Origin of the sequence: Saccharopolyspora gloriosae (assembly GCF_014203325.1) — a bacterium.
In the GTDB taxonomy this organism is placed as follows: Bacteria; Actinomycetota; Actinomycetes; order Mycobacteriales; family Pseudonocardiaceae; genus Saccharopolyspora_C; species Saccharopolyspora_C gloriosae.
The window spans coordinates 3864351-3883899 of sequence record NZ_JACHIV010000001.1 but is presented as its reverse complement, the minus strand read 5'-3'; the positions used below and the strand labels follow the sequence as shown (position 1 = coordinate 3883899).

Here is a 19549-nt window from a genome sequence, read left to right as displayed (position 1 = left end):
TTTTTGCTTGGTGGGTCGCTTGGCGGAACCTCAGCTGTCTTCTCGCTGCGGGATCTTTTTCCCGAGTGGCTCCGCCACGAGGGAAAAAGCTGTCCTCGCGAGAAGACAGCTGAGAACCCGCGGGTGTTCCAGTTGCTTTGGTGGTCGCTGCTCACCGGCTTCGCCGGTGACTAGAAATTCTCAACGGTTCTCTCTGCTCGGGGTGAGGAAGTGCGCCAGCTCCGAGGTGGGTTCGTCTCCTGGTGGGGCCGGGTCTGTGGGGGCGTCGTGGAAGACGTCCTCGCCGAAGTCCGACACCGCGTCGAAGAACACGTCGGACTCCGCGTCGGAGTCGTCCTCGGTCTTCGGCGGTGGTTCCAGGCCCATCGCGCGCAAGCCGTTCTCGTCGGTGCGCACGTGCACCGCGTCCCGCGCGGTCCGGGGCGCAGTCCACTCCGAGGGGACCTCGCCCCGGTATCCGGGGGTGATGGTCCACCGCGCGCGGGCCTCGACCAGGTAGATCTCCCCGTCGGAGAGCTCGATGTCCTCGGTCTTCTTGCCGTTGAGGGCGGCGGTGTCGGTGCGCTGCCAGCTCAGCGCCGGGCCGCTGCCGCGCACCTCGCCCATCTCGGTCAGCGCGGTGCCCGGTTCGAAGCTGCTGCCCGCCGTCGGCCGCGGGAACAGGGTCAGCGGAGCCGAAGCCATCAGCGTGTTCCACATCGGACCGGAAGTGCGTTCGTCGTTCACCGAGCTCTTCGAGACCTCCGTCTTGTTGATCTCCAAGCCTTCCAGCGGCGTGTACCCGGCGGGCGTCACCCGCGCCTGCTCCAGCCGGACGTGGAAGGTCAGCGACCGCAACGGGTGCCGCTGCCCGAACGCGGTCCGGTAACGGGCGTCGTGGTCGAGCCCGTCCAAGCGGTAGCCGGTGTCGCCGAGCGCGTCCGGCAGGTGCGCCGACAGCGCCGACGGGCTCGCCCCGGTGTTGATGGCCTGGCGGGCCGAGGTCGCCTCCGGCGGGACCGCCGGGGGAGCCTGCCCGGTGTGCTCGCCCGCCGGGACACCGTCGAGGACGTCCCGCACCACCCCGGCGATCGAGCCGCCGCCGGCGCGGGAGTAGTGCGCGTCGGGGAATCCGGTGACCGGCTGCGCCTCGCGGTCACCGGGGGCGCTCTCTCCGGCGGGGTGGTAGCTGTGCACCGCGTCCGGGATGGCGTCGACGCGCGGATGCCGCACGTCCGCCCCGGGCATGATGTTGTCGACGAGGCCGCCCGTGAGCGCGCGCGCCGCGTGGTTGGCGTGCGCGGTCCGGCGGACCTCCAGCTCCAGTTCGATCGGGTGGCTGAACCAGGCGATGTCGCCGGAGGTGAACTGGGACGTGGTGCGTTCGGTGACCGACTCCTCGGTGCGCTTGCGCGTGTCCGCGAGCGAACCCGTCGTCATCGCGCCCGCCCCGACCGAGCGAGCGATCTGCGCGTCCGTGTAGATCGGGGTGCGCAGCGAGAAGTTGCCGTTGTGCGAACGGCTCGACGACACGACCGCGCTCGTGGTCGTCGTGGCCTTCGACTGGTGGTTGTCCGACCAGCCCTCGTCGGTCCCGGTGAAACGGCCTTCGCCGAGCCGAGCCCGCAGCAGCAGGCTCAGCCGGGTCGAGCCGAGCGGGCCGTCCACCGACGTCGACCACTCCTTGCCGAGCCCCACCAGGTCGGGCAGCAACGTCGCGAGGCCGCGCGGCGAGACGTCACCGAGGACCTGCCGAGCCAGGTCCTCGGCCGCGACCCGCTGCCCGGAACCGTGGACGACGCGTCCCGCGGCGTCGGCGATGCCGGAGGTGAGGAAGCGGGTGAACCGGGCCAGCGCGGCCTGCGGGACCTCGGCGGGAGGCACCCGCAGCAGCGAGTCCTTGATCTGCGAGACGAGTCGTTCGGTCACCTCGGGACGCACGCTCGGCGAGGCGTGCCCGTCGAGGACCAGCCTCGGCACCGGCCGCTCCTCGGCGGTGCCGCGGGACGCGTCGTCGCCCTCGCCCGCGCGGTCGGAGGCGGGCGCGCGTTCGCCGGACGTGCGCGGCTCGGCGTCCGCGCGGTCGTGACCGTCGTCCCAGCCGGGCGGCAACCCGACCTGGTCGATCTCCCGCGCGGGCACCCACACCTGCACCGAGTCCCGCCGGTCCGCCTGCGCGTGCCGCCACTCGCCGACACCGCGCCCGTCGTACGGGCCGACCCCGGTGTGGACGACGTCGCGCCCGGACAGCAGCGTCGTCGTGTCGTAGGTGACCAGGTACGCCGGACCGTCGTAGGTGGTCGTCGTGGTGTGCTCGTGCTCCTGCTTGACCGAACCGCCTTCGGAGTCGTTGCGCGCGTACCCGTAACCGGGCTGCGGCAGCAGGTAGAACTGCTTGATCGGCGCCACACTCATCCGGCCGTTGCCGAAGGTGTAGTCGGTCCTGCCGCGTTCCGAACCGTGCCCGGTGGAGCCGGTCGACTTGCCGATGAACGTCAACGTCATCTTCGTCGGCGGGCCGGAGACGCGCGGATTGCTCAGCGCCACGTGCATCGCGGCGTCGCCGAGCCGGTTGCGGAAACCGAGCCATTCGCCTTCGGCGTACCGGTGCACCGGGGTGGTGTACGTGCCGGTCGTGGCGCGGTCCAGGTTCACCGCGACCTTGTCCTCGCCCGCGAAGACGTGCACCTGCTGCTCCGCAACCTGCGCGCCGTCCGGGTGTTCGCCCAGCAGCTCGCCGCTGAGCCGATCGGCGCGGCCCGCGGGCAGGTCGAGCCCGTGCACGGCGAAGTGGTCCGGCAACGAGCCGGGCGCCCAGCCGTCCGGGCGCGCCGGGGCGTCGTGGTCGACCGCGCGGTACTCGGAGTTGCCGTCGGTGGCGGGCTCGGTGAGCGCGGTGCGCCCGCTGCGGTAGGTGGTGGCCGCGCCGCCGTCGACGGTGAAGCGCTCCACGATCCCGTTGTCGCGCAACGAGATCTCGTAGTCGATCGGGCGCTGGTGCGCGGTGAACTTCTTCCCGGACCAGCCGAACCCGCGTCCCTGCCCGCTGGAGGAGTCCACGGTGCGCTGCTCGCCGCCGAACGACCGGTTGTACCCGGCGGTGAACTCCAGGGTGCGGTTGATGCGCTCGGAGCCGATGCCCGCGCGAACCCCGGAACCGCCGCCGGCGGTGGTCGCGCCGCGGACCGTTTCGGAGTGGTCGATGCGGCCCTTCTCCTGCAGTTCGCCGCGCAACGTCGTGTCCTCCCAACCGGATCCCTCGCGGGAGCGGTCGGTTTCGGGCGTGTAGCGGCGTTGCGCGCTGCTGGGAGGAACCACGCCGTCCGCTGAGCCGGCGAGGCCGACGGGTCGCGTGCTCCCGGAGTCGTCAGAGTCGGTGGTGCTCGCGTCGGCGGTGTCCCGCGCGTCGGGTGAGCTCCCCGCCGCGGATGCCCTCGCGGTGCCGGCTTCGACGGCGGAGCCTTCGCGCGGCACCGCCCGGATCACGACGCGCACGAAGTCGTCCGGGGTGCCGGTGCCGGCGTGCGTCCCCCGGTTCAGCAGGAACGACATGCCGTCGCCGTTGAGCTCGGGGGAGTGCGACAGCAACCCGCGCGGCGAGGTGAAGTAGCGCAACGCCACCTCGTTGTCCGAGGCGCGCACGTTCCCGGCGGTCCCCGCGTCATCGCGCAGCACGGCGGCGGGCAACCGGTCCCGCAGCGCCGTGCGCAGGCCGTCGGCGTTGGGGAAGTGGGTCTCCGCGGCCCCGATCACCCGGTGCGGAGCGAACGGGGCCGTGTTGTCCTCGGCGAGGTGGCCCGGGTCGTCCGCCGGCTTGTCCGGGGCGTCGGGCTCGGCCAGCGACCAGGTCGTGGCGCCTTCCGGAACGTGGTGGCCCGCGTGGCGGACCTGGCCGTCGTCGAAGCGGACCGTGACGTCGTAGGTGAGGTCGCCGACCACGCCGTGCAGCCGTCCGCTGCCGAACCACGTGGTCGCGGCGGTGTTCTCCACCGTGCGCACGGTGGAGCGGTCGGTGCCGCTGGACCGGAACGCCCGACCGTCCAGCCGCAGGTCCAGCCGGTCGCCGTGGGTGTAGCTCGGCTGCGCGGTGCCCGGCTTGTCGAACAGGCTCCAGGTGAAGCCGAGCCCGAGCCCGGCGTTGACGTTGAACGGCTGCGCGGACCCCGCCGTGTGCGAGGCCTCGTTCTTGTAGCCGCGGCCCTGCTCGGTGAGCATCGTCGGTTTCGGCTCGTCGTCCGGTTCGGCGTCCTTCCCGGATTTCCGCGCGGTTTCCGCCGATCCGGACGTCTCGTCGGATGCGCTGGTCTCCGCCGTGGCCGGGACGCTGCGTGCCGCTTCTTCCGAGTCCGGCGGGGGACGGAGCTCGGATGAGCCGGGATCGCTGCGCTCCGCCGGGCTCGTGCCCGCGGACGTGCCGGGCCGCTGCGATCCGGCCTCCGAGGTCGCCGGTTCAGGGCGCGGCGGAGTGGTGAACCCCCGCGCGCCGCCTTGCCGGAACCGGATCTCCACCTGCGCGGTGCGCCTGCGGCCCGCGTCGTCGTGCATCTCCAGCGCCTTCGTCAGCGTCGAGCCGTCGAGCACGTCGTTGCCCAGGTGCGACAGGCTCTTGCTCCCCGTGAGCTCCAGCAGGTCGTTGCGCACCGGCGAGTTCACGGCGCCGGTCGCGGCCGTCCACCGCGGATGACCGCCCACCAGATCGCTCAGCACGTCGAACAGTCCCTGATCACCCCGCACGAAGGTCGCGCGCGGGCCGCCCGCTGACTTCGCCTCGGCCGCGTCGACCTGCACCAGCACCTCCGGCATGGTCAGCTTCGCGCCGCCCGGCTGCGTCCCCGAACTCGCCGTGGTCCGGTCGGGGCGCCGCACGACCAGGTCGTGCACGAGGTCGTGGGTGCTGCCGGACCACGTGTTCGGCGGGGTGTAGCTCGCGCTGTGCTCCAGCTCGGTGGTGTCGCCGTGCGCCCAGGACGGTTGCGGGGTGGCGCCGCGGAACCCGAACGACGGGTCGATCGTGCGGTGCGGGTTCGAGGTGCCCGTCGGGGGCGGCAGCGACAGGAAGTGGTTGAATCCGCCGTCGCGGCGCGGACCGGACTGCTTGTCCCCGGCGGCCTTGCCGTAGGCGCCGCCCGCCACCGAATCCGTGCCGTGCGCGAAGTCCTGCTTGCCCGAGGTCGGTTCCGGCGAGGCGCCGTCCGAGGTGTCGTCACCGGGCCGCAGCCGGACGTGGACCTCCACCGCGTCCGCGCCCTGCCCGGTGCGCAACCGAAGTCCTTCCTGGGTGAGCACCTTGAAGTCGTCCTTCAGCGCGATGTCGGACAGGCCGTCGAGCAACCGGTCGACGCGCGCCGCCGGGACCTCCGCTCGGTGCAGCGCGGCCCGCGCGTCCGCTCGCAGCGCGGTGCCGTCGATGGCGTCGGCGATGACCGCGTTGTGCCGCACCAGGTCGTGGACGCGCTGGGTCCGCTCGGTGACCGGGCCTTCGCGCGGAGCGGTGCCGTCGATGTCCAGGACGACGTCGCCGGAACCCTCCTGGAGCCGTGTCGCCGCGAGCGGTGCCCGGTCGGGTTCGGACGCCGGGTCGAGCTCCGCGCCCCTGGATCGGGTGGGGAGCTCGCGCAGCGGGATGCCGTCCGCGTCGGACAGGTGCGCCCGCTCGGGAACGGTCGGGAGTCCCGAGCGGGGCGCGTGCTCGCGGGCGGGCGGCGCCGAATCCTCGTGCGCGCGCGGGGCGGGCTCCGCTGCGCGTTCCTGACGCAGGTGCGCGCGCGGCGGCGGGGCGGGCGCGTCCGGTCGCCGGTCTGGAGGGGCGGCGCCGGTCTCGGCCGTCGCCGAGGTCGTGACCGGGCGGCGCGTCGCGTTCCCCGCCGGTCCGCTCGGGTCGCTGCTGGTAGCCGGTCGCGTGTGCGCATCGCGAGGGGTGCCGGGAGCGCTCGTGATGCCGGGGGTGCTCGCGGTGCCGGAAGGGCTCGCCGTCGTAGGTGCGGAGGACGGTGCGGAGTGCGTCGCGACCGAGTGGTTCGGCAGCGGAGTCGTGGCCGGAACCGCTGAGGGCTCAGCGGATCGGGTCCCCTCCTGGCCGACGCGCTGCTCCGGCGGCGCGACCCGTTCGGCGCTGTCTCGCGCCACCTGGGCGGTGTCACCCCGCTGCCGGAAGCCGGGCTGATCCGTCTCGCTCCGGGCTCCTGGCTCCGGTCGGGCGGTGATGCTGTGGATCGTCGACTCCGGCGGGCGGGTCTCGTTCTGGATCGTCGGCTCCCGCTGGCCGGTTTCGCTCCGGGAGCCCGGATCCGAGTGGTCGGTGGCGTGCTGGATCACCGACCGGTCGGTTCCGTCCGGCTGGGCCGGTGCAATGCGGTGGTCGCGGTGCTGCTCCTGCGGAGTCTCCCGGTCGTGCGGCTCGGCGCGTTCCACGTCGCGCTGGCGAGGCTCGGCCGGGGCCGTGTCGTCCTGCTCGTGCGGTGCGCGCTCGGTGGCGGTGGTCGCGGCGATTTCGGCCTCAGGTGCCGCTTCGCGCGGCGCGACCGGGGGCGATGCCGAGTCGCCCCGCGCACGCGCGGCGGCGCTGGGCGCGTCGCCGTCCTGAGCGGAGCTCAGTTCGGACGGAGCTGCGCGGTCGACTGGGGAGTGCGGCACGGGAGCTGTGCGCGAGTGCTCCCCGGCGAGCACATCGGTGGAGTCGGACGACACTGAATCACTCGCGGGTCGCGCGAAAGCCGTTTCGCTCCGCGCGGATTCGCCGACGGCGCGCTGCGGCGATGCGGTGTCGTCGTGCCGCGCGCCGTCCGCGGTGGCCGGGTCGTGCGGCGCGATGCCAGCGGGTTCCTGCGGTGCGACACGGGGCGCGGGCTCCGTCGTCGTGTCGGCGGTCGGCGAGTCCTGCCGGGCGGATGCGTCCGGCGCCGACTCCGCCGACGTCGAGGTGCGGGAGGGGGAAGCCGTGTCGTCCCCGGCGGTGGCGTTCCGCCCCTGTGCCGCGCCGGATTCCGCCGGGTGCGGGTGTCCGGTTCCGCGCGCCGGTTCGGCGGATTCCGATCGCGGATCGCGGGGCGTCTGCTCGGTCGCGGTCTCCGCCCGCTCGGCCGCGGCGAACTGCCGTGCCGACTCCGACGCGCGATGTTCGACCGGCGTTTCCCGTTGCCCTGCGGTGAAATTCTGCGCGGTGTTCTCAGGGAAACCGGTATTCCGGTGGTCTTCGATCGCGGAATCCTGAGCGGGCGACTCCCGGTGCAGTGCGGCGGCTCGTTCCCGGGGCGTCGCCGGGGTGGACTCCTCGCGACGCTCCTGGCTCGGCTCGGCACTTCTCGCACCACTGCTGGAGATGCCCTCCGCCTCGGATCGGCCCCGCGGCGCGTCCGAACCCGTGGTCGAAGCCGGTGCCGGAGCCGTGCCGGAGTCGTCGTCGGACCGTCGCGTGGCGGGAACCGCGTCCGCGATCGCTTCGGCTCCCGAGGTCGATCGAGCCGCGCTCGATGAATTCGACTCCACTGTGGACAAGCGCGGATCCGGTGCGGCGCGGGGACGTGTTTCGGCAACGCCGTCCGCGCGCTCCGGACCTGATTCCGGCACGGCGTCCCGCGAGACCGTCCTGACCGGGTCACCGCCCGCGGCGGCATCGGACGCCGTCGTGTCGCCGCGCGCGGCGGATTCCGCGCTGGGCAGGTCCGGCCCGGTCGACTCGGTGGTCACCGAATCCAGCCCGCCGATCGCGTCGCCCACGTCGGGCGCCGCCTGCACCGGGCCGTAGGCCCCGGCACCGCCGCGTCCTCGACCGCGTCCGCCCGCAAGGCTCTCCAACGCGGCCGAGGTGAACGTGTACGCGCCCACGCCCTGCATCCCGCCGGCCGCGTTCGCCGCCGCGTCCCCGGCCAGCGCCGCGGCGCCCTGAGCTCCGGCGCCGAGGGCCCGGTTCGCCTCCTTCCCGGCCCGGCTGTCCGCGAACCGGTCCATCCCGCGCACCGCGTCGCGGCCGAGGCCGCCACCCGCACCGGGTGCGCTCGCGGACTTCTTCAGCGCGGCACCGCCGATCCGGGTCAGCTCGTGCACGAGCGAACCGGCCGCCCCGGCCGCGGCTCCGCCGACCGCGCCGCTGATGGCCGCTCCCTTGGTGAACTGCTCGTTCCAGTCGGTGCGCTTGCCGGTGGCCAGCTGCAATCCCTGGACGGTGGCGTCCAGCGACAGCTCGACGACTTCGTTGACGACCGCGCCGGAAGCGGCGTTCAACGCGACGCGCCCGGCCACGGTGGTGCCCGCCCGCGCGATGATGTTCGCCAGCACCTGCGAGAGCACCCGGCCGATGACCACGCGCGCCACCGATGCCGCCGCGGCCACCAGCGCCTGCCCGATCCCCGGGATCCAGGCCAGCGCGATCGTCGCCGCCAGCATCACCAGCTGCACCACGATCATGATCCGGGCGTACTGGATGTCCGCGGCGGTGTTCTGCGCCTGGTCGGCGAGTCCGCGCGCGGTCTCCCGCAGGCCGTCGAGCGTCGGCAGCAGCGTGCCGCGGACGTGGTCCCCGTAGGACTCGGCGAATTCGCCGCGCATGTGCTCCTGCAGCCCGTGCACCGATTTCCGCAGCGCGGCGGCGGTCTCGTCGATCGCGCCGATCAGCGACTCCCAAGCGCCGGCGATGCGTTCCAGTCCTGCTTCGTCGCCCTCGGGCCACGGCTGGCCGCCGACGATCTCCAGGGCCTTCTGGAGCCCGGCGGGTAGTTCGGTGGGCATGCGCTGGTTCTCTCCATCGAACCTGGGCCGCGCCGGGCGAACCGGAGCGAGGCAGGCGGCATCGCGACGAGCAGCTGCGCGCTGGTCGCCTGGTGGCGGGGTGGGGATCGAGGGCCGCCGATGGTGCATCGCATCGGCCGGAGATCTTGGTTAGGTTAGCCTAACCATTCTTTCCGGCAAGTCGCAATGACCTGTGAGATCGCGCATGCCGCCCGCCGGTCGCTCAGCGGTGGCGTGCGGGCAGGACGAGGACGAGCGCCAGCACCACCAGGAATCCGAGGCTGAGCACGTTGAGCACCTGGTCCAGCGGGCCGTACATGTGCAGCATCGTCAGGTGGTAGCCGAGGTGCAGGACGTCGAACACCAGCCATGCCGCCCCGGCGACGCGCACGAGCGCCCTATCGGCGGCCCGCCGGAGCGCGATCGCGCTGAGCACGGCCAGCGCCAGGAACATCGCACCGGTGTCCTTCGCGAGGTGCTCGTTGTACGGGCCGAGCTGCGGCAGCCAGCTCAGGCCGAAACCGGGGAACGACAGGTGCCAGGACAGCGGGGCGAGGTACGCCCAGCAGCCGGTGCCGGCCGCGACCAGCATCAGTGCCACCAGGGCGGCTCGGTCGACGGCGACCTTCGTCCGGCCGCTGCGTTCGGTCGGTGCTTCGTTCGACATGTTCGGTGACCTTCCCGGTCTTCGGCGCTCGGACTCCGGCTCGCGAGCGAACGGGCGGGAGACCGCGTCCCGTGGGAGCGACGCTCGTCCCCCGGTGCTCGGAGGACGAGAGCGGCACCGCCGGTGTGACAGGGCGGCTCGTGGCGGTGACTCCGATCACCTGCTGTCACATCGGCCGCGGGCCGTCTCGTCCCCGACTCGACGCCGGTGAGCACCGGCCGAACGCGGGAGGAGGAGCCGATGAGGATCGCGGTAGCGGGAGGCACCGGGCTGGTGGGGCGCATGGTCGTGGCGCGGCTGCTGGCCGCGGCGCACGAGCCGGTGGTGCTGGCGCGTGCGCAGGGCGTCGACCTGGTCACGGGCGCCGGGCTGGAGGGGACCTTGTCCGGTTGCCGGGCGGTGATCGACGTGAGCAACGTGGTCACGGTCCGCAAGCGGGTCTCGGTCGAGTTCTTCGCCCGCGCGAGCGGGAACCTGCTCGCGGCGGCGCGGCGATCCGGTGTGCGCCACCTGGTCGCGTTGTCGATCGTGGGCTGCGACGCCGTCGATTTCGGTTACTACCACGGGAAGCGGGCGCAGGAAGAGGTCGTCGCGGGCGGCGGCGTTCCGTGGACGATCTTGCGTGCCACGCAGTTCTTCGAGTTCCCGGAGCCGCTGCTCGCGAACCGCTCGCCCGTCGCGGTGGTGCCGCGGATGCTGTCGCGGCCCGTGGCGGCGGAGGAGGTGGCGGCGAGCTTGGTCGCGCACGCGGAGCAGGACGCGACGGGCTACGCGCCGGAGCTCGCGGGCCCCGAGCGGATGGACGTGGTCGACATGGCGCGCCGCCTGGTCGAGGCGCGCGGGCTGCGCAAGCTCGTGCTGCCGATCTCCGCGCCCGGTGAGGTCGGCGCCCGCATGCGCGGCGGCGGGTTGCTGCCGCGCGGGGAGCACGTCCAGGGGCAGTGGACCTTCGACCGGTACCTGGCCGGGATCAGGGATGCCGCCGGGCGTTGATGCGTCGCGCGTGCGGTGGCCCGCTCGTCGCGGGATCGGGCCACCGCGCGGGGTCGGACTCCGGGCGACTGGTTGCACGATGCAACGGCTCGCGTATGGTTGAAGGTATCAACCATTGCCCGCGGGTCACCGTGCAGCGGTGGCGGTCTGGAGGGGCCGTCGGGCGGTCCAGGTTGACTCCCACGACGTTCCCCACAGGAGACCACCCGTGCCCGACGCGCCCGTACCGGAGTCCACGGCCGAGGAGAGCGGCCGGATGACGCAGCCCCAGATCATCAAGGCGCTCACCGGGATGCTGCTGGCGATGATGACGGCCCTGCTGTCGTCGACCATCGTGTCCACCGCGCTTCCCACGATCATCACCGAGCTGCGCGGCAGCCAGGACCAGTACACCTGGGTGGTCACCGCGACCCTGCTCGCCTCCACCGCGAGCACCCCGATCTGGGGCAAGCTCGCCGACCTGTTCAGCAAGAAGCTGCTGGTGCAGATCGCGATCGGCATCTTCACCGCCGGTTCCGTCGCGGCGGGCCTCGCGCAGTCCGTCGGCACGCTGATCGCGTGGCGCGCGCTGCAAGGGCTCGGGCTCGGTGGCCTGCAGTCCCTGGTGATGATCGTGGTCGCGGCCATGATCAGCCCGCGGGAACGCGGCAAGTACACCGGGCCCATCGCCGCGGTCATGTCGGTGGCCACCGTCGCCGGGCCGCTGCTGGGCGGTTTCATCGTGGACACGAGCTGGCTCGGCTGGCGGTGGTGCTTCTTCACCGGGGTGCCGCTCGCGGTGGTCGCGCTGATCGTCGTGCAGCGCACCCTCGACCTGCCCGTGATCAAGCGGGAGGTGCGGGTCGACTACCTCGGCGCGGCGCTCATCGCGGGCGGCGTGTGCGCGCTGCTGATCTGGGTGACGCTCGGCGGCAAGCAGTTCGCCTGGGCCTCGGGCACGTCCTGGGCGCTGGCCGGGTTCGGCGCGGCGCTGCTGGCGCTGGCCGTCGTCGTGGAGGCGCGGGTTCCGGAGCCGATCATCCCGCTGCGCCTGTTCCGGGACCGCACCACCGTCCTGGCCACCGTCGCGAGCATCGCCGTCGGCATCGCCATGTTCGGCGGGGCGGTGTTCCTCGGGCAGTACTTCCAGATCGCCCGCGGCTACAGCCCGACCGCGGCCGGTCTGCTGACGCTGCCGATGGTGATCGGATCGATGCTCTCCTCGGCCGGGTCCGGCGCGCTGATCACCCGCTTCGGCCGCTGGAAGGGCTACCTGGTCGGCGGCGGTGCGCTCACGGTCGTGGGGTTCGGCCTGCTGGGCACGATCACCGAGAGCACGAGCATGGTGCTGCTCGGCTGCTACCTGTTCCTGCTCGGCAGCGGCATGGGCATGATGATGCAGAACCTGGTGCTGGCCGTGCAGAACACCGTCGCCCCCTCGGACTTGGGCGCGGCGAGCTCCACGGTGACGTTCTTCCGCTCGCTCGGCGGCACCGTCGGGGTGTCGGTGCTGGGCGCGGTGCTGGCGACCGAGGTGAGCGACCGGATCGCGCGGGGGCTGGCCGCGATCGGCGTCCAGGTCCCGGCGGGCGGCGACTCGGCCGGGGTGGGGCTGGGCAGCCTCAACCAGCTGCCGCCCGCGCTCGCCGACATCGTGCGGGGCGCGTACGGCAACGGCACCGCGACGATCTTCGTGGTGGCCGCCGTGCTGGGCGCGGTGTCGCTGATCGCCGTGCTCGGCATCAAGGAGATCCCGCTGCAGACCGAGAGCGGTCTCGAACGCCAGCGGTCCCGCGAGCAGGCAGCGGTCTGATCACGGCGACGACCCGGGGGCGCTGGTGAGGTTCGTTACTGAGCGAAGTTTCAAGATCGGGATTACCCAGGTCAAGCCGGTTCTCCAGTGCTGGGAGGGGGAACCCGACCGTCCAACGGGTGGTTGTCGTCACCTCTGGTGATCACTACTTTGGGTGAATGGCTGGTGATCAAGACAGGTGGCGGGAGCTCGGTGTGGACGTGGAGCTCCCGAGCGCGGCCCGCGTGTACGACGCGTACCTCGGCGGAGCGCACAACTTCGCGTCGGACCGGGCTTTCGTGGCCCAGGCCAAGGAGAAGCTGCCGCACATCGCCGACGTGGCCCGGTGGAACCGCACCTTCCTGCGCCGCGCGGTGCAGACGATGGCCGAAGAGGGCATCGACCAGTTCCTCGACATCGGCGCCGGCCTGCCCACCGTGGGCAACACGCACGAGATCGCCCACCAGGTGAACCCGGACGCGCGCGTGCTCTACGCGGACAACGAGCCGGTGGCGGTCGTGCAGACCAAGGAGCTGCTCGACGCGGTGCCCGGAACCGGTGTGGTGCAGGGGGATTTCCTCGAACCCGACAGCATCCTCGCCGCACCGGCCACCCGGGAACTGCTCGACTTCAGCCGCCCGATCGGCGTGCTCGCGGTGGCGCTGCTGCACTTCATCCCCCGCGAGCAGCACCCGGAGGCCGCGCTGGAGCGCTACAAGGAAGCGCTGCCCGCGGGCAGCAGGCTCGCGATCAGCCACGCCACCGTCGACGGCGTCGCGGAACCCGTCCGGTCGCAGACGCTGGACTTCATCGACTCCTACAAGGACACCCAGAACCCCGGTTTCACCGCCCGCGACGAACTGGAGTTCCGCCGCTTCTTCACCGGCTGGGAACTGCTGGAACCGGGCGTCGAGTTCACCTCGGAATGGCGTTCCGACCTGACCGAGGTCGACGAGTTCGCCGCGGAGAACCCGCAGAACGCGGTGTGCTTCGCAGCGGTGGCGCGCAAGCCCTAGGACGTTCCGGCGGTGGAGCAGTAGGGACTACCGGCGGTTCTCGGCGACTTCCTCGCGATCGCTTCCGCGGCGAGGAAGCCGCCGAGAACCCGCCGCCCTGCCCGCTTCGGGGTCGCGGGCAGAGCTCGGTAGCCGAGCCGCGGAGGACCTGGGTCCTCCGCGGCCCGGCCGGTCTCAGCGAACCTCGACGCGCGACGCGGAAGCGGTCCGGCCGTCGAACTCGCCCTCGGCGGTGACGTCGTCGCCCACCTGGAGGGCCTCCGGCGCGACGACCTGGCCGCCCTTGGTCACGACGGTGTCCGCACCCGCGAGCCACCAGGTGCCCTCGGGGCCGAACTGGAACGCGGTGAACCGGCCTTCCGGCGTCTCGACCTGCCCGACCTGGGAGATCGTGCCGGTCTCGGCGATGGCCTCCTGGGGCGCCGACGCCGGGGCCTGCTCGGCGGACGCGGAGGTCGGCGCGGCGGGGGCGGCGGGCGCGGCCTGCGCCGCGGCGCCGAAGGCCAGCGCGGGGACCAGGGCGAGTCCGGCGATCGCGGAGGTGCGTCGCAGAGTGTTGAGCCGCATGGGATTTCCTTTCCTCGTGGAGCAGCTGACCCACTCAGGTTGACCGGTCGATCTTGGTGAAATCGGAGCGGATCTGGGAGATTCCTGGGAACCGCGCCACGTTCCTCCCGGACGCTGCGGCAGCGGTGGCCCGACGGGGATGGTTCTCCAGGAGAACTCCCAGGAATTCCCCGAGATCACTCCGACTCGACGGCCGGCGGCAGCACTACCCGGACCCGCGTGCCCGCCCCGGGGGCGGTGTCGAGCTCGATGCGCCCGCGGTGCGCCTCCACCAGCGAGCGCACGATCGCCAGGCCCAGCCCCGATCCGCCGCTGGAGCGGTTGCGGGAGTCGTCGGCCCGGTAGAACCGCTGGAACACCCGCTCCGCCTGTTCGGCGGCGAGTCCGGGGCCGTCGTCGGCGACCTCCAGCACCGCGCCGTCCTCCACCGCGCCGACGCCGATCCGCACGGGCGTGCCCTGCGGCGTGTGGCGGATCGCGTTGCCGACGAGGTTCGTCACGACCTGCCGCAACCGCTCCTCGTCGGCCAGCGCGGGTGCGGCCGCGGGCGGGCCGCCGCCCGGACCGGTGAGTTCGGCGGTCCGGGTCGGGTCGAGCGCGTGCACGTCGTGCAGCGCGTCGGCGGCCAGTGTCCGCAGGTCCATGGGGGCGAGCTGCAACGGGATCTGCTCGTCCAGCCGCGCCAGCAGCAGCAGGTCCTCCACGAGGCGTTCCAGCCGGTCGGACTCCTTCTCGATCCGGGACATCGCGTCCACTCCGGTGGGCAGCGCGCCCATCCGGTGCAGCTTGCTGAACCCCTTGATCCCGGCGAGCGGGGTGCGCAGCTCGTGGCTGGCGTCCGCGACGAAGCGGCGCATCCGCGCCTCCGACTCGCTGCGCGCGGCGAACGCGGCCTCGTTCTGGCCGAGCATCACGTTCAGCGCCCGCGACAGCCGCCCGATCTCGGTGCCCGGCCCGCCCGCTTCGGGAACGCGGCTGGCGAGGTCGCCCGCCGCGACGGCCGCCGAGGTCTGCTCGATCCGGCGCAGCGGTCGCAATCCGGCGCGCATCGCGAACCACCCGGCCAGCGCCAGCACGGTCAGCAGCACCGCGGCCGTACCGGCGGACACCGCCCGCAGCTGACCGACGGTGTCGTCCACCTCGGCCCGCGAGATCGCGGTGACGACCAGCCCGTCCGGGCCGGCATGCGCCACCAGCCGCCAGTGCTGCGAACCCGACCGGCTCCGCACGTCGACCGGCTGCGCGGTGGTGGTGATCCCCGCGAGGTCCGGCCCGGCCGCGTCCCGCCCCGCGCCCCGGTCCTCGTCGGCGATCGTGCCGTCCGCGCGCAGCCGCGCGGTGTAGACGGTGGAGCCGGGCAGTGCGAAGTTGTCCCGCACCACGACCGTTCCCCGCCCGGCGCCGCCCGGATCGGTCGGGCCGGGGCTCGGCATCGGGTCGGACGCGCCGGGACCGGGCACCTTGTAGATCGTCGCGCCCGCTTCGGCGGTCGCCACCACTTGCGCGTCGAGCTTGCCGACCAGGTTGCGCTCCAGCGCGCCGATCACCACGACGCTGCCGATCGCGAGGCCCGCGGCGAGCAGGCCGATCGCGATCAGCAGCACGCGGGCGCGCAGCGACAGCCGGGCCATCACGAGCGCGGCCCGCGCAGGACGTAACCCACCCCGTGCACCGTGTGGATCAGCTTGGGTTCGGCGTTGTCCACCTTGCGCCGCAGGTAGCTGATGTAGGTGTCCACGATGCTCGGATCACCGCCGAAGTCGTACTGCCACACCTCGTCGAGGATCTGCCGCTTCGACACCACCTGCCCGGAGTTGCGCACCAGGTAGGTCAGCAGCCGGAACTCGGTGGGGGACAACCGGATCGGCTCCCCGCCGCGCAGCACCTGGTGGCTGTCCGGGTCGACCTCCAGGTCCGCGACGGTCATCGCCCCCGAGGTCCCGGCGTGCCCGGAACGGCGCAGCACCGCGTGGATGCGGGCGATCAGCTCCTCCGGGTCGAAGGGCTTGGTCACGTAGTCGTCACCGCCCAGCGTCAGCCCCTGCACCTTGTCCCGAGGCGCGTCGCGAGCGGTGAGGAACAGGACCGGCACCTGCCCGCCGCGCTGCTCCCGCAGGCGCCGCAGCACCTCGAAGCCGTCCACGTCCGGCAACATCACGTCCAGCAGCACCAGATCCGGACGTTCGTCCACCGCCGCCCGCACCGCCTCGGCCCCGGTCGCGGCGGCCGTCACCCGGAACCCCGCGAACCGCAACGTCGCCGCCAGCAGCTCCCGCACCGTCGGCTCGTCATCCACCACCAGCAAATTCCGCGACCCCATACCGTCCTCACCCGTATCCCTGATCTTCCGCAACCCAGATTAGGCACGTTCGCGGCGCACGGTTCCGTTCCTGGTCAACGGACGACGACCAGCGTGCGCGCCGACGGTTCGAACCCCCCGGCGTCCGACCGTCCCGACCGTCGGACGCGGAACGCACACCCGACGCGAGCCCTCCCTCACGCAGGAAGTACCGGTCTGGCGGGGAAGCCAGGACCTCGGCCGGATGTGGGTCGTGCACGTCCTGCGGAGATGCGGAGTTCCGCCGTCGCCGTTGCTCGGGTCCGGCATGATCCGGGGTGTGGACGAGTGCTTTGCGCAGGTCGGGTTCGGGACGCGGTTCGAATGGGGGCCGGTGGGCGCGGAACGGCTCGCTGCGGGCGTCGCCTGCCTGGTGGTGGTCGACGTGCTCTCGTTCACGACGTCGGTGTCGGTGGCGGTCGAGTCGGGCACCCGTGTTCTGCCTTACCGGTGGCGGGACGGCAGTGCTGCCGCCTACGCCGCCGAGCGGGACGCCGAGTTGGCGGTGGGGCGCCGGATGGCGACGGCGGCGCGTCCGTGGTCGTTGTCCCCGGCGGCGCTGCGGCGGGCTCCGGCGCCCCCTCGCCTGGTCCTCCCGTCGCCCAACGGCTCGGCCATCGCCGCCGCGGCGGGCACGGCCATCGTCCTCGCCGCGTGCCTGCGCAACGCGGACGCGGTGGGGCAATGGCTCGCGGCGCACGGGTACGGCACCGCTGTTCGTCCCGTCGGCGTGGTCGCCGCGGGGGAGCGGTGGCCCGACGACGGCCTCCGGCCCGCGGTGGAGGACCTGCTCGGCGCGGGTGCGGTGATCGCGTCGCTGCACTCCCACGGCGGTGGAACGTGGTCGCCGGAGGCCGCGGTGGCGGCCGCCGCCTTCACTGCGACCTCGGACGTCCGCACCGCGGTCCGGGCGAGCGCCTCCGGTCGGGAACTCGCGGACGGGGGGTTCGCCGACGATGTCGGCATCGCGGTCGAGCTCGACGAGTCGGTCGTCGTTCCCGTTCTCACCGCCGGGGCTTTCGGGGCCGTGGGGTGAGAAGCGGATTCGGCACGGGGTGGGAAAATCCGTCGCGGCCGTGGTCGCCGCCAGCTACGGTTCCGGGCAGGTTCCCGCTGGGGGAGCACGTGCGGTTCGCGAGCCGAGAGCAGGTTTCATCGATGGCGTGTCGGATCAGTGAGCTCGTGCTCGGTTGTCACGACCCGGAGCTGCTGGCGCGGTTCTGGTGCGAGGTGCTGGACTTCGTCGTGCTCGACCGCGAGGACGGCGAGATGGTGGAGATCGGTCCGCGCGAGGGGTTCGGCGGCGCGCAGCCGACGATCATCCTCAGCCGCAGGGACGCGCCGGAACCGGGCAAAACCCGGCTGCACATAGACGTCAACGCCACCGACCGCGATCACGAGGCCGAACTCGAACGCCTCCTGTCGCTCGGCGCGCGCCCGGCGGACATCGGCCAGACCGGCGAGGAGCCCTGGCACGTCCTCGCCGACCCGGAGGGCAACGAGTTCTGCCTCCTGCGAGCCCGGATTCCTCAGCTCTGACACCGGGAACACCGGTGCCCCAGGTGCGGATCGCACCTGGGGCACCGGTCGGTCGAGCTTCGGCTCAGCCGCCGTACTCGGGGACGTAGCTGATCTGGTTGTCAGCGTTCGCCGTGTCACCTTGGTCGTTGATGACCTTGTTGATGGTGCCCGTGCCTCCCAGCGAGACGGACACGAGGTCGTGCATCTTGACGCCCGGGTTCACCGGCACTTCGAAGGAACGCGGGGCCGTGACCGCCGGGTTCGTGTCGAAGAAGCAGTAGCTGCCCAGGCCCCACGCCTCGTGGTCGGTGACGTCGTCGGCGACCTTGTAGGCCGCCCAGCCGCCGTCGCCGCCCCACGCCGCCTGGTCCGGCGGGTCGTAGGGGAACTCGTTCTGGAAGAAGTAGGTGCGGCCGCCGTTGCCGTTCCACACCACGTTGTTCTTCTGGTAGTGCTCCACGAACAGCCCGTGCGCGGTGACGTTGTCACCGTCCACGATCAGCCCGGTCTCCGCCGTGTTGACGTCCCAGCCGACACCTTCGCCGTGGTCGCCGCGCCAGAGCCAGGAGTGGTCGAGCAGGACGTCGTTGCTGTTGATGTCCAGCGTCGTCGTCGCCTTGCCCGCCCAGGGGCCGCCGATGCGGAAGAACACGTCCGAGAGCTGCGTCGGGTTCTCCGCGTGGCTCGCGTTCGCGTCCTCCTCGCCGAGCGTCATCAGCGCGGGCGAGTTCTGCTCACCCGCGTCGATGAACAGACCGGCGAGCTTCACACCGTCCACATCGGCCACCGACATCGCGGGCTTGCCGGTGTCCGGCACCAACGAGGCCATGCCGATGCCGAGCACCACCGTGTTCGGGTTGTCCACCTTGATGGTGTCGTCCAAGTGGTAGACACCGGGGGAGAACAGCAGGTGCTTGCCCTCGGCCAGCGCCGCGTTGATGGTCGCGGCGTTGTCGCCCTCCTTGGCGACGTAGAAGTCCGCCAGGGAGATCTGCTCACCTTCCGGTGCGCCGTTCGCCCAGCTGACTCCCTGCGTGTTCTCCCGCAGCGCGGGGACGAACACGTTGTAGTTGCCGTCCTCGCCGATGTTCAGGAACGGCTTCTCCCGCAACTTCGGGGTTTCCGGCACGTTGGTGTGCGACGGGTCCGGGAAGTGCTGCGCCGGAGCGCCGACCGTGCCGGTGAACATCATGTTCCACACCGAACCGGACCAGCCACCGGCCAGTTCGCTGTTGCGGGTGAGGAACTGCTGCTGCGAACCGGACTCGACCAGGCCGTCGATCTTGGAGTCGGCGATGTAGCCGCCGCTGGCCCAGCCGTCGTAGCCGTTCCACAACTGCATCTGACCGCGCATGTGCATCCGGCGGTACGGGGCGGCCTGGGAGACCGCCCAGCGCTCGATCTCGCCGGAGGGCGGCGTGACCGCCAGGTTCTCCGCCGAGCGCCAGAAGTTCTGCGTGGCGTTGCCTTCGCCCAGCCAGTCCGCCTCGACCCGCACGTGGCCGTTGAGGTTCACGTCGTCGGGCGACATGCCCAGACCGGCGACCTGCGTGTTGAAGCCGAGGTTGACGTCGGCGTTGTAATCACCGGGCTGGAACAGGACCGCGTCGCGTTCCGGGCCGAACTGGTTGGTGTGCTGGCGCTCGGCGATCTCGTCGAGCTTGCCCTGCAACTCGCCCGCGGGAGTGGACGGGGTCGCGATGTAGGTGTTGGGACCGAGGTCCGGGTTCTTCGGGTCGGTGTCGCGCACCGCCTGCGCCGGTTGCGGCGCCGGAGCCTGCGGCTCTGCTCCCGCAGCGGTGACGGTGACGAGCCCGGCGGCCACGGCCGACGCCGTCGCCAGCGCCATCACCGCCTGCCGGGGGCGGGTCTCGGTTCTACCGAAGATCTTCATGGTTCTGCCTGTCTGACGGGGTGAGGAGCCGGTCGGCTCCTCGCCGGTGAATCGTGTTGCGAAGGGGAGGGAGGTGGTC

Annotated in this window: 11 protein-coding genes; 5 read left to right on the top strand and 6 right to left on the bottom strand. The window is 72.3% G+C overall.

Features of this window, described 5'->3' with window-relative positions; translation table 11 throughout:
* Window positions 1–180: 180 nt before the first annotated feature.
* Together BJ969_RS17115 and BJ969_RS17110 are read right to left on the bottom strand one after the other, a co-directional pair.
* A complete protein-coding gene (locus tag BJ969_RS17115; RefSeq protein WP_184479906.1) occupies window positions 181–8703 on the bottom strand; it encodes a WXG100-like domain-containing protein in 8523 nt (2840 codons plus the stop codon).
* Between the two features lie 223 nt (window positions 8704–8926).
* Complete coding sequence (locus BJ969_RS17110) at window positions 8927–9370, bottom strand: hypothetical protein (protein ID WP_221315853.1); 444 nt, start codon at window positions 9368–9370, stop codon at window positions 8927–8929.
* A gap of 240 nt (window positions 9371–9610) precedes the next feature.
* On the opposite strand from BJ969_RS17110, the gene BJ969_RS17105 reads away from it, so the two are divergent.
* The 3 genes from BJ969_RS17105 (at window position 9611) to BJ969_RS17095 (ending at window position 13150) form a co-directional block, all read left to right on the top strand.
* Window positions 9611–10363 (top strand): SDR family oxidoreductase, encoded by a 753-nt coding sequence (locus BJ969_RS17105; protein ID WP_184479905.1) that lies wholly within the window; start codon window positions 9611–9613, stop codon window positions 10361–10363.
* 208 nt (window positions 10364–10571) lie between these two features.
* Entirely contained in the window at window positions 10572–12155 is a 1584-nt protein-coding gene (locus BJ969_RS17100; RefSeq protein WP_343071454.1) for an MFS transporter, read from the top strand.
* A 158-nt stretch (window positions 12156–12313) separates the two neighbouring features.
* Window positions 12314–13150 (top strand): SAM-dependent methyltransferase, encoded by an 837-nt coding sequence (locus tag BJ969_RS17095; RefSeq protein WP_184479904.1) that lies wholly within the window; start codon window positions 12314–12316, stop codon window positions 13148–13150.
* 174 nt (window positions 13151–13324) lie between these two features.
* Here the strand turns inward: BJ969_RS17095 and BJ969_RS17090 are convergent, their stop codons facing one another.
* The 3 genes from BJ969_RS17090 to BJ969_RS17080 form a co-directional block, all read right to left on the bottom strand.
* On the bottom strand, window positions 13325–13717 hold the full coding sequence (locus tag BJ969_RS17090) for a hypothetical protein (RefSeq protein ID WP_184479903.1): 393 nt from the start codon (window positions 13715–13717) through the stop codon (window positions 13325–13327).
* 176 nt (window positions 13718–13893) lie between these two features.
* Entirely contained in the window at window positions 13894–15348 is a 1455-nt protein-coding gene (locus BJ969_RS17085; RefSeq protein ID WP_184479902.1) for a sensor histidine kinase, read from the bottom strand.
* On the bottom strand, window positions 15348–16037 hold the full coding sequence (locus BJ969_RS17080) for a response regulator transcription factor (RefSeq protein ID WP_184479901.1): 690 nt from the start codon (window positions 16035–16037) through the stop codon (window positions 15348–15350). The genes BJ969_RS17085 and BJ969_RS17080 overlap by 1 nt, the downstream gene beginning before the upstream one ends.
* 298 nt (window positions 16038–16335) lie before the next feature.
* On the opposite strand from BJ969_RS17080, the gene BJ969_RS17075 reads away from it, so the two are divergent.
* Both BJ969_RS17075 and BJ969_RS17070 read left to right on the top strand, forming a co-directional pair.
* Window positions 16336–17091 (top strand): 2-phosphosulfolactate phosphatase, encoded by a 756-nt coding sequence (locus tag BJ969_RS17075; RefSeq protein WP_343071453.1) that lies wholly within the window; start codon window positions 16336–16338, stop codon window positions 17089–17091.
* Between the two features lie 122 nt (window positions 17092–17213).
* Complete coding sequence (locus BJ969_RS17070) at window positions 17214–17594, top strand: VOC family protein (RefSeq protein WP_184479899.1); 381 nt, start codon at window positions 17214–17216, stop codon at window positions 17592–17594.
* A 64-nt stretch (window positions 17595–17658) separates the two neighbouring features.
* Here the strand turns inward: BJ969_RS17070 and BJ969_RS17065 are convergent, their stop codons facing one another.
* Window positions 17659–19470 (bottom strand): coagulation factor 5/8 type domain-containing protein, encoded by a 1812-nt coding sequence (locus BJ969_RS17065; RefSeq protein WP_184479898.1) that lies wholly within the window; start codon window positions 19468–19470, stop codon window positions 17659–17661.
* Between the last annotated feature and the right edge of the window lie 79 nt (window positions 19471–19549).